Genomic DNA, 11,047 nt, shown 5'->3' on the forward strand with positions numbered 1-11,047 from the left:
GCTACACTTATAGAGGAGATCAGAAATATACAAGGAGGTAGTTGTAATGGCTATTGAATGGGTAAAAGAAGGCAATTACGAAGATATTATTTATTCAACATACAATGGTATCGCAAAGATTTCGATTAACCGCCCTGAAGTACATAACGCATTCCGTCCTAAAACGGTAATGGAGTTAATCAATGCTTTTGCACACGCTCGTGATGATGCAAATGTTGGCGTTATCATTTTAACAGGTGAAGGTGGACGTGCATTCTGTTCAGGCGGCGACCAAAAAGTTCGCGGTCATGGTGGATATGTAGGTGACGACCAAATCCCACGTTTAAACGTATTAGACTTACAACGTCTAATTCGCGCAATTCCTAAACCAGTTATCGCAATGGTAGCAGGTTATGCAATCGGTGGTGGACACGTACTTCATATCGTATGTGACTTAACAATCGCTGCAGACAACGCTGTATTCGGACAAACAGGTCCTAAAGTAGGAAGCTTTGACGGTGGATACGGAGCTGGTTACTTAGCTCGTATGGTAGGCCACAAGAAAGCTCGCGAAATTTGGTACCTATGCCGTCAATACAGCGCACAGGAAGCGCTTGATATGGGCTTGGTAAACACAGTAGTACCATTAGAAGAGCTTGAAGCAGAAACAGTACAATGGGCACAAGAAATCTTAGCAAACAGCCCAATGGCACTTCGTTTCCTAAAAGCTGCATTCAACGCAGACACAGACGGTCTAGCTGGTATTCAACAATTAGCTGGAGATGCAACGTTATTGTACTACACAACTGACGAAGCAAAAGAAGGTCGCGACGCGTTCAAAGAAAAACGCAGTCCGGACTTCGGTCAATTCCCTCGTTTTCCGTGATCAAAAGCGGAAGCGGCTCGCTTAGAACAAGAGGGCGTAGGAAGGCGTGAAACGACCGACTGTTCTAGCTACCGAACATTCTAGCTGCTGTAGCTAGATGAAACCAAAAGCGAAGCTAACTGCTTAGCCTCGTAGGCTAAGGTTCTTTCGCACAGAAAGTGTTTTTTACTTTCTCGTGCGGAAGGTTCTTAGACGGAAGGGGCTAGGAGGCGCAGCTAGATGAGATCAAACCGGAAACAAAACAACTAAGAGACTTGATGTCATATCAAGTCTCTTTCTTTCATGAAAGGAGAATGGATGATGGAGACAATGCCAAATTGGTTAAAGCAACGTGCATTTTTAACACCAGATCGCACTGCAATTGAAATAGAGGAAGAGAAAATTACTTTCGTGCAGCTGCATGAAAAAGTAGTATCTGTTTGTGAACACCTCACGCATGTAGGAGTGAAGCGTGGGCAAAAGGTGGCTGTTCTGATGAAAAATGGTATGGAGATGATTACAGTTATTCATGCCCTATCTTACGTAGGTGCAGTAGCTGTACTTTTAAATACGCGTCTTTCAAGAGAAGAGCTACTTTGGCAAATGGATGATGCTAAAGTTGCATGCTTAGTGACGGATCAAGATTTTGAGGCTCAGGGTGTTGCCGTCTATTCATTTGCTGAAATAATGAAAGGACCGAAGGCGGAAGCCTCTATACAAGAAGAATTCTCTTTAGAAGAAGCGATGACAATTATTTATACGTCTGGGACGACAGGGAAACCGAAAGGCGTTATTTTAACGTACGGTAACCACTGGGCAAGCGCAGTTGGTTCTTCGCTTAATTTAGGGCTTCGTGATGATGATTGCTGGTTAGCTTGTATGCCGATGTTCCACGTTGGCGGGTTATCTCTTTTAATGAAAAATATTATGTACGGCATGCGCATTTTACTCGTTCCGAAATATGATGCTGATTTTATTCATAAAGCACTTCAAACGAGAGGCGTAACGATTATTTCTGTCGTTTCTAAAATGTTAACAGATCTATTAGAAAGACTTGGAGAAGAGACATATCCATCTTCTTTACGATGCATGTTACTTGGCGGAGGACCGGCGCCGAAACCGTTACTCGAAACATGTGTAGATAAAGGAATTCCTGTGTATCAAACGTACGGTATGACGGAAACGTCGTCGCAAATTTGTACGTTATCAGCAGATTACATGTTAACGAAAGTAGGATCGGCTGGGAAACCACTATTTCAGTGCCAACTTCGTATTGAAAAAGATGGCGTAGTAGTACCGCCGTTAGCGGAAGGCGAAATCGTAGTAAAAGGACCGAACGTAACAGGCGGTTACTTTAACCGTGAAGATGCGACGCGTGAAACAATTCAAAACGGATGGCTTCATACTGGCGACCTCGGTTATTTAGATGAAGAAGGATTTTTATACGTATTAGATCGACGCAGTGATTTAATTATTTCTGGCGGAGAGAATATATATCCGGCTCAAATTGAAGAAGTGTTGCTCTCTCATCCGATGGTAGCGGAAGCTGGTGTTGTCGGCATGACTGACGATAAATGGGGCCAAGTACCCGCTGCTTTTGTTGTAAAAAGCGGAGAGGTAACAGAAGAAGAAATTCTTCATTTTTGCGAGGAGAAGTTAGCGAAATATAAAGTGCCGAAAAAAGCATGTTTCTTAGAGGAATTACCACGAAATGCTTCGAAAAAATTGTTAAGACGAGAGTTAAGACAATTAGTGGAGGAGATGTAAGTGGAGATTAAAAAAGCGACCCTTTATATAACAGAAATGCAACTCGTCATCCCGTTTACTGCAAGCTACGGCACTTATGAAAAGCGTGAGAGTATCGTCATTGAATTAGAAGATACGGACGGGTGCATTGGTTTTGGGGAAGTCGTTGCGTTCTCTGAACCGTGGTATACGGAAGAAACAGTGAAGACAGCGCTGCATGTACTACAAGATTTTTTATTACCTGATTTATTAAAGGCGGAGATTACTCATCCGAGTGAAGTACCTGGTTTGTTCCAGCATATCAAGAGAAACCGAATGGCAAAGGCGGGAATTGAAGGGGCTGTTTGGGATTTATATGCGAAGCGTGAACAGAAATCGCTAGCAACGTTACTTGGCGGAACTAGGGCTGAAATTGAAGTTGGTGTTGTAATTGGTATCAATACAATTCCGTTTATGTTAAAACAAATCGAGAAGTATGCGGAAGAAGGCTACGAGCGTTTTAAAGTGAAAATAAAGCCAGAGCATGATTACGAATTATTGAAAGAGATTCGTAAAGAGTTCCCGCACATCCCGTTAATGGCTGATGCAAACTCAGCCTATACATTAGCGGATACGGAGAAACTAAAACGATTAGATGAATTTCAATTAATGATGATTGAACAACCATTAGCGGACTACGATTTTCTCGATCATGCACAGTTGCAAAAGAAAATAGAAACACCAATTTGTTTAGATGAAAGCATCCATAGTTTAGAAGATGCACGTGTTGCGATTACACTTGGCAGTTGCCACATCGTTAATATTAAACCAGGGCGAGTGGGTGGATTAACAGAGTCTATTCAAATCCATAATTATTGCATGGAGCATAACATACCCGTTTGGTGCGGCGGTATGGTAGAGATGGGGATTTCACGAGCACAAAATGTTGCGCTTGCTTCGTTACCGAACTTTACGATTCCTGGCGATATATCTGCTTCTAGTAGGCACTGGGAGAGGGATATTATTTCGCCGGAAGTTATGCTTGAGGGCGGAAAAGTGATTGTACCGCAAAGCGTTGATACTGAGTATGAAGTAAATCGCGGAAGGCTGGCGGAAATTACGAAGCAGCGGATTGTTTTGGAGCGGTAAATTGAATCTTTAATCAGGATGCTCGCAAATAGCGGGAGGATTTTGTCGTTAATTGTCGGTAAGTCGATATATTTCAATAATCGCTGATATAATTCAAGTTACGGTCGATATAATTGAAAAATCGCCGATATAATTTCATTTACTAAGGTTACTCCCGCGGGTAACCTTTTCATATTGTACAAATTGGATAGACTAGTTTACAATCGAGCGTATATAAGGGGGAGTAAAATGAAGCGCATTTCAATTTTAATAGCGGATGATGAGGCAGAAATTGCTGATTTAATTGAGATACATTTAGAAAAAGAAGGTTATCACGTCGTAAAAGCGGCTGATGGAGAAGAGGCAATTCATATTATTGAAACGCAGTCAATCGACTTAGTGGTTCTAGATATTATGATGCCGAAAATGGATGGTTATGAAGTGACGCGTCAAATTCGCGCGAAGCATCATATGCCAATCATTTTCTTAAGTGCGAAAACGTCTGATTTTGATAAGGTGACAGGTTTAGTATTAGGTGCAGATGATTATATGACGAAACCTTTTACACCGATTGAATTAGTTGCGCGTGTAAATGCACAATTACGCCGATTTCTTACGTTAAATCAGCCGAAAGTAGCGGAGAGTAAATCTGCTTTAGCGGTAGGCGGAGTCGTTATCGATCCTGAGCGAAGAACAGTAAATGTGTACGGAGAACAAGTTGAATTAACACCGAAAGAGTTTGATATTTTATATTTATTAGCGAGCCATCCGAAGAAAGTATACAATGTGGAAAATATTTTTCAGCAAGTATGGGCCGATGATTATTTTGAAGGTGGAAATACAGTTATGGTACATATTCGTACATTGCGGAAAAAGCTTGGGGAAGATAAAAGAAAGAATAAGTTAATAAAAACAGTGTGGGGAGTAGGGTATACTTTCAATGGCTAAAAAGATGAGAAGCTTTCGCTCGAAGATGGTTATGCTATTTGCGTTAAGTATGATATTAGCGGGTGGGGTAACGTATATCATTTATGAAGGATTACGGATCTACTATAAATTAGTCGTTCGTTTTGAAGATCCATTAGCCCAATTCCGTTCAATGGTAAGACAAATTGGGGATGTTAATTTCTTTTTAATTATTTTCATCCCTCTATCCATTATGTTTTTCTTCTTCCTTACTAGACCATATTTAAAATATTTTGATGAGATTTCAAATGGGATTCATCATTTGGCGAACGGAGATTTTACAAATGAAGTACGCGTTTCATCAAATGATGAGTTTGGATATATCGCTGGCGAAATTAATGTAGCAAGTGAAAAATTAAAGGAAGCGGTTGAAAGAGGAGACTTTGCGGAAAGTAGTAAAGATCAGCTTATTGTTAACTTAGCTCACGATTTAAGAACACCGTTAACATCTGTTTTAGGATATTTAGATTTAATTCTTAAAGATGAGAATTTGACGAAGGAACAAATTAAACATTTTTCCACAATTGCTTTTACGAAATCTGAAAGGCTGGAAAGTTTAATTGATGAATTATTTGAAATCACAAGAATGAATTATGGGATGCTGCAGCTGGAAAAAAGATCAATTGATATAGGGGAATTGCTTATTCAGTTGGATGAAGAATTATATCCGTTATTAGAAAAGAAGGGTTTGGAAGCGAGATTGCATATCACGCCGCATTTACCTATTAACGGTGACGGGAAATTATTAGCAAGGGTATTTGAAAATCTTTTAACGAATGCGATTCGCTACGGGTATGATGGGAAGTTTGTTGATGTGAATGGATATATTGAGAGTGAAGAAGTAGTCGTTCAAATTATTAATTACGGAGATAGCATTCCAGAAGAAGATTTACCGTATCTTTTTGATATGTTTTATACAGGTGATAAGGCAAGATCAGAGCAACAAGGTGGTACAGGCCTGGGGCTATTTATTGCGAAAAATATCGTTGAACAGCATGACGGGACGATCTCTGCTGAAAGTAATGTAATTAGAACGATATTTGAAGTGAGATTGCCAAAAGAAGAGAGCGAAGCAATTTAATAAAAATTTAAACTTTACCCCACTTTTTATTTTAATAGTTTTTTCTATTCTATACGTAAGTTACGTTAAGGAGGAACTAGAAATGAAAAAGTGGGTATTTATTTCTCTTTTTATAGTATGCACAATCTGCGTAGGCTTTTATATATCACCGTTATTTCAAAAGGAGATCGATGTTAAAGTTGCAGACAAAGATAATGCGGTAAGAGCTGCGAATACGGAACAGATAGAGATTACAAAAGAAGAAATTTATAAAGGCGATCTGTTATTAGTTAATAAAGATTACCCAGTTAAAAAAGACAGTATTAGGTCTGATATTATAAATGTAAATCACAATAGTGAATTAGTAAGAGGTTACGTCATATTTGATAGAAATCTTCGTTTATCAAAGGATGTTGTGAGCAAGTTTTTGAACGTTGTCGATGCAGCTGGAAAAGATGGCATACAGCATTTCTTAATGAATAGCGGATATCGAGATTTTAAAGAGCAAGAAAAGTTATATGAAAAAATGGGCTCTGACTATGCACTTCCAGCAGGATACAGTGAACATAATTTAGGATTATCACTGGACGTTGGATCTACGCAAAAGAAAATGGAGAAAGCGCCTGAAGGAAAGTGGATTGAAGAGAACGTATGGAAGTACGGCTTTGTTTTACGTTATCCGAAAAATAAAAGTGATATTACAGGCATTCAATATGAGCCGTGGCATATACGTTATGTAGGCTTACCTCATAGTGCGATTATGCAAAAAAAGAAAATTACGCTAGAGGAATATTTGGACTTCTTAAAAGATGAAAAAGAAATTTCAACTGATGTGGAAGGTAAGAAATATACGGTTTCTTATTATAAAGTGTCCGGGAGCAGGAAAGTGAATGTTCCAGCGAATAAGCAGTATGAAATTTCGGGGAATAATATAGATGGGGTTATTGTGACGGTACAGGAATAGATGTTTCTTTAAACTAGAAGAATGGGTACAATTCTTCTAGTTTTTATTGTATACAAACGATGGCTGCCCTCTGTTTTGGATACTGATTTTAATAAGCAGATTTTATCGTAGTAATGTAGTATTCTTACTGTAACACCTGCTAGTGATGGAATTTCAAGATGGGATGCAAAAATAATTCGTATGGTCAGGTGTTGTTGGCGATCTAGTTTGAAAAGCTTCTTCAGATTTAAAATTAGGTACAAATTATTGGTGAACAGTAAAAAATATGTAGACAAAGATGCTTATAATGTTTATGTAAAATATGATATTAAACTTTATTCTAATTCAAGTAGAACAAAGTTAGTAAAATCGTATATCCAAGCTCATAAAATTTAAACCTATATTCAAATAATAAAAAAGTTTTTTTGCAGTACCCCTCAATTAAATAGTCTACAATAGAGGACTTCTAGAAAAAAAGACACCCTCAGATGCCTTCCACCGACGTGATAACCATATGTTATATAGAATTACTGGAACGGATTATTCGGAATATTTACATATGACTAATTATAAACTTGGTTAAGTTTCCACTTTTTCCCAAGTAAATTATATCAAAAAAATACATAGATAACTAGACTTGTTATGAATTTCTAAATATGTAAACATTAAATTATATTATTTTAATGTCTACTACAAAAATAAAAACCTCTTAATTAGATAAGAGGTTTTTATTTTATATAGATAATTTTAATAGCACTATTATCTCATTTATCTAATTATAGCTGTGTAAATTGCTACAAAAATAAGGAAAGCTGCAGCTAAAAAACTAGTATAAGACGTAAAATTACGATTTTCCTTAAGATCTGTCACACCGTTAATTAAAATAGATAGTCCCAAGAATAAGAAGGTTAAAGGAAGAAGCTTAAAGTCTTGCGTTAATAATGCGTATAGACCTAGTAGAGTTACTAAACTAGTAAGCAATATTCTTAGCATATTTAACATAATTATCACCTCCAAAAAAAATGTAAAAAAAATACTTTTTATTTAATAGTTGACATTATAACCAACTAATTATATATTATACTAGAAAAATACAAAAATGTAAAAAAAGGGGACTTAATTTATGAAAAAAATTACTATTTCTACTTTATCTTCATTGCTTGTATTCTCGTCTGTTGCTGCTGGAGCTGCTCATGCAGATACGCCTAATGCAGTAACTCCAGTGAAAGAAGAATTGAATATTCAACAAAATAATGTTGAACAGTTATCATTTGAAGAACAAAATATGATAAAAACTGTAGAGCAATATGTTGAACTTAAAGAAGATGGAAAAATTGGCTTCACTCAATTTGTTCCTCAAGATGTATACCAAAAGTTTGAACTAGATAAATTACAGGAGCATTTTAATTTTTTAAACTCTCAAGTTGAATTAAATACTATTACTATTAATCCGGATTTAACAATTACAAATGTAACTCCTGCGGGTCCTGTAGCGTATGCTGCTGTTTATGGTTCATGGACTTATAATTGGTGGGGGTATGAAAGAAAGTTTAATAATTCTCAAGCAAAGACATATGTTTCTGAATTAAATACGGTTGCAAGTACAGGAACTATTGTTGGAACATTAGCATCGAGAGTAATGCCTATTATTGGTATGGGTGTAGCGGTAACAGGCGGTTATTATGCTTTATTAGCTGCTCGAGTTGATGCTAATAATAAAGGTAAAGGTGTTTATGTTGGTATCACTTGGGCTATTGTATTTAATGTAAATCCTTTATAATATATCGAATTACTGATACATAAAAAATATTTCTTTATGAAAAAAGAACCTCCGTTTATTGGAGGTTTTTTTCATAAAGCAAAGACACTATAAGGTGCCTTCCTTCGAATTGAACCATCTTAATTTATATGTATTGGACGCCCATCCGAATATTATTTTACCATGTTAAGTTGTTTTACAAATGGAGAAAGGTTATTCAAATCTATATTTTATTCATATTTATTGAATTTTTTCTTATTTGATTTTTACATTCGTAATATAAATTAGTGAAGAAAGCAATGTACGACTAAACATTATAACGTTATATTTACTTCTCCCTTTTTTTGTGCTACTCTAAATATGTGAAAGAGATAAATAAAAATGAAACTTCAATGTAAGCGTATTCTTATGGCTTCTTATAGAAAAGGGTGGAAGTACAATGACAGAACGATTCGTACTACGTAATGTGAAACGTGTGAACGGGGAAGAGATTGACATTGTAATTGAAAATAATAAAATCGCACAGGTGACGAAAGCTGGTGCTGGCGAGGGTGGAAAGGTTCTTGATTACGCAGGTACTTACGTATCGAGTGGCTGGATTGATTTACACGTTCATGCTTTTCCAGAGTTTGATCCGTATGGCGATGAGGTGGATGAAATTGGCGTTAAGCAAGGGGTAACGACAATTGTTGATGCGGGTAGCTGCGGAGCTGATCGTATTGCAGATTTAGTAAAAAATAGAGAGCAGGCAAAAACGAATTTATTTGCCTTTTTAAATATTTCTCGCATCGGTTTGAAACGAATTGATGAATTATCCAACATGGAATGGATAGATAAAGAGAAAGTAATAGAAGCAGTAGAAAAGTATAAAGATGTAATCGTTGGATTAAAGGCGAGAATGAGTAAAAGTGTCGTTTGTGATAGTGGAATTGAACCGCTTCATGTTGCACGCTCTTTATCCCGTGAAACATCATTGCCGATTATGGTACATATAGGTTCAGCACCTCCTCGCATAGAGGAAGTTGTACCTCTTTTAGAAAAAGATGATGTGATTACACATTACTTAAACGGGAAAGAAAATAATTTATTTGATGAAGAAGGCAAACCGCTACCAGTGTTACTAGATGCAGTAAAACGCGGTGTTCATTTAGATGTTGGTCACGGTAATGCTAGTTTTTCTTTTAAAGTAGCAGAGGCGGCGAAGCGGCACGGTATTGCCTTTAATACAATTAGTACAGATATTTACCGAAAGAATCGTATACACGGTCCAGTGTATAGTATGGCTCACGTTCTTTCGAAATTCCTTTACTTAGGGTATCCGCTAGAAGAAGTAATTGATGCGGTGACGAAAAATGCGGCAGAGTGGCTGAAAAAACCAGAGCTTGGCCGTATTCAAGAAGGCGATATTGCAAATTTAACTTTATTTACGGTGAAAGATGAGAAGGTTACGTTAATTGATTCAGAAGGGGATCAGCGCATTGCTGAAAGAAGAATTGATACGAAAGGGGTTGTAATTAATGGGTCATTCATTGAATGCTAAGTACGGATTGAAAAGAGTGATTAATGCGAGCGGTAGGATGAGTATTTTAGGTGTATCCGCTCCTACAGATACAGTTATGGATGCGATGAAACATGGTGGACAAAATTATGTGGAAATTGCAGATTTAGTAGATAAAGCGGGAGACCATATTGCGAGAATTCTAGATTCAGAGGCAGCGGTCGTTGTGAATTCAGCATCGAGCGGAATTGCGCTTTCTATCGCTGGTATCGTTACAGAAGGAAATCGCCGTAAAAGTGAAAGACTTCATCAAGAGGTCATCGCGAAAAACGAAGTGATTATGTTAAAAGGTCATAACGTTCAATACGGTGCTCCTGTTGAAACGATGATTTATTTAGGCGGCGGTAAACTTGTAGAAGTTGGCTACGCAAATGAAGGGAAAGCAGAGCATATTGAAGATGCGATTGGTGAAAATACAGCAGCGATTCTGTATGTGAAATCCCATCATGCCGTGCAAAAAAATATGATTTCTGTTGAAGAAGCATGGGGAGTTGCGCAGCGAAATAACGTACCACTGATCGTCGATGCAGCAGCTGAAGAAGATATTCAAAAATATGTGAAGTATGCAGACCTTGCCATTTATAGTGGCTCAAAGGCAATTGAAGGACCGACTTCTGGTATTGTCGGTGGTAAACGAAAGTATATCGAATGGCTAAAAGTGCAATTACATTGCATCGGAAGAAGTATGAAGGTTGGGAAAGAGACGACTTTCGGTTTACTTCAAGCGCTTGATGAGTACGGAGTAAAAGAAGATAAGAGTGAGCAAGAAAAAGAGTTGTTACAAGTACTTATACCGCTGAAAGAATTAAACGGTGTAAATGTAACGATCGTGCAAGATGAAGCGGGAAGAGCAATCTTCAGAGCTCGTATTCACATTAACGAGAATGAGTTAAATAAATCAGCAAAAGACGTTGTAACAGCATTACGAGAAGGGGAAATTGCCATTTACACACGTGATTATGGAGTAAGACAAGGATTCTTTGATATTGATCCACGTCCACTTCAAGGTGATGACATACATGTGATTGAAGAAAAATTGAGAGAAATTGTAGGGGGAAATTAAA

Annotated in this window: 10 protein-coding genes and 1 pseudogene; 9 read left to right on the top strand and 2 right to left on the bottom strand. The window is 37.4% G+C overall.

The features are described from left to right. Positions 1-46 precede the first annotated feature (46 nt). From menB to ACTFOB_RS22660, 6 genes are all read left to right on the top strand, one after another. Positions 47-865 (top strand): 1,4-dihydroxy-2-naphthoyl-CoA synthase, encoded by an 819-nt coding sequence (gene menB, locus ACTFOB_RS22635; protein ID WP_000963888.1) that lies wholly within the window; start codon positions 47-49, stop codon positions 863-865. A 300-nt stretch (positions 866-1,165) separates the two neighbouring features. Beyond that, positions 1,166-2,611 carry an o-succinylbenzoate--CoA ligase gene (locus ACTFOB_RS22640; protein WP_440029121.1) on the top strand — a complete coding sequence of 482 codons (1,446 nt, stop codon included), beginning with the start codon at positions 1,166-1,168 and terminating at the stop codon, positions 2,609-2,611. Beyond that, complete coding sequence (gene menC, locus ACTFOB_RS22645; protein WP_440029119.1) at positions 2,612-3,718, top strand: o-succinylbenzoate synthase; 1,107 nt, start codon at positions 2,612-2,614, stop codon at positions 3,716-3,718. Between the two features lie 228 nt (positions 3,719-3,946). After that, entirely contained in the window at positions 3,947-4,645 is a 699-nt protein-coding gene (locus ACTFOB_RS22650) for a response regulator transcription factor (RefSeq protein WP_440029117.1), read from the top strand. After that, positions 4,638-5,744 carry an ATP-binding protein gene (locus tag ACTFOB_RS22655; RefSeq protein ID WP_440029115.1) on the top strand — a complete coding sequence of 369 codons (1,107 nt, stop codon included), beginning with the start codon at positions 4,638-4,640 and terminating at the stop codon, positions 5,742-5,744. Before ACTFOB_RS22650 ends, ACTFOB_RS22655 begins: the two co-directional genes overlap by 8 nt. A gap of 82 nt (positions 5,745-5,826) precedes the next feature. Beyond that, complete coding sequence (locus tag ACTFOB_RS22660; RefSeq protein ID WP_440029113.1) at positions 5,827-6,687, top strand: M15 family metallopeptidase; 861 nt, start codon at positions 5,827-5,829, stop codon at positions 6,685-6,687. Positions 6,688-6,734: 47 nt separating this feature from the next. On the opposite strand, the pseudogene ACTFOB_RS22665 reads toward ACTFOB_RS22660, so the two are convergent. Next, a pseudogene (locus ACTFOB_RS22665) lies at positions 6,735-6,839 on the bottom strand (MerR family DNA-binding transcriptional regulator); the annotation flags it as partial. 595 nt (positions 6,840-7,434) lie between these two features. Further along, positions 7,435-7,668, bottom strand: a complete 234-nt coding sequence (locus ACTFOB_RS22670; RefSeq protein ID WP_440029111.1) for a DUF3953 domain-containing protein — start codon at positions 7,666-7,668, stop codon at positions 7,435-7,437. A gap of 121 nt (positions 7,669-7,789) precedes the next feature. Here ACTFOB_RS22670 and ACTFOB_RS22675 point away from each other — a divergent pair, with 121 nt between their 5' ends. From ACTFOB_RS22675 to ACTFOB_RS22685, 3 genes are all read left to right on the top strand, one after another. Beyond that, entirely contained in the window at positions 7,790-8,446 is a 657-nt protein-coding gene (locus tag ACTFOB_RS22675) for a hypothetical protein (protein WP_440029109.1), read from the top strand. A gap of 418 nt (positions 8,447-8,864) precedes the next feature. Then, positions 8,865-9,965, top strand: coding sequence for an amidohydrolase/deacetylase family metallohydrolase (locus ACTFOB_RS22680; protein ID WP_440029107.1), 1,101 nt, complete (start codon positions 8,865-8,867; stop codon positions 9,963-9,965). Further along, positions 9,943-11,046 carry a DgaE family pyridoxal phosphate-dependent ammonia lyase gene (locus tag ACTFOB_RS22685; RefSeq protein ID WP_440029106.1) on the top strand — a complete coding sequence of 368 codons (1,104 nt, stop codon included), beginning with the start codon at positions 9,943-9,945 and terminating at the stop codon, positions 11,044-11,046. Before ACTFOB_RS22680 ends, ACTFOB_RS22685 begins: the two co-directional genes overlap by 23 nt. Position 11,047 lies beyond the last annotated feature (1 nt).

The organism is Bacillus cereus group sp. MYBK79-1, assembly GCF_051915365.1.
Lineage (GTDB): Bacteria > Bacillota > Bacilli > Bacillales > Bacillaceae_G > Bacillus_A.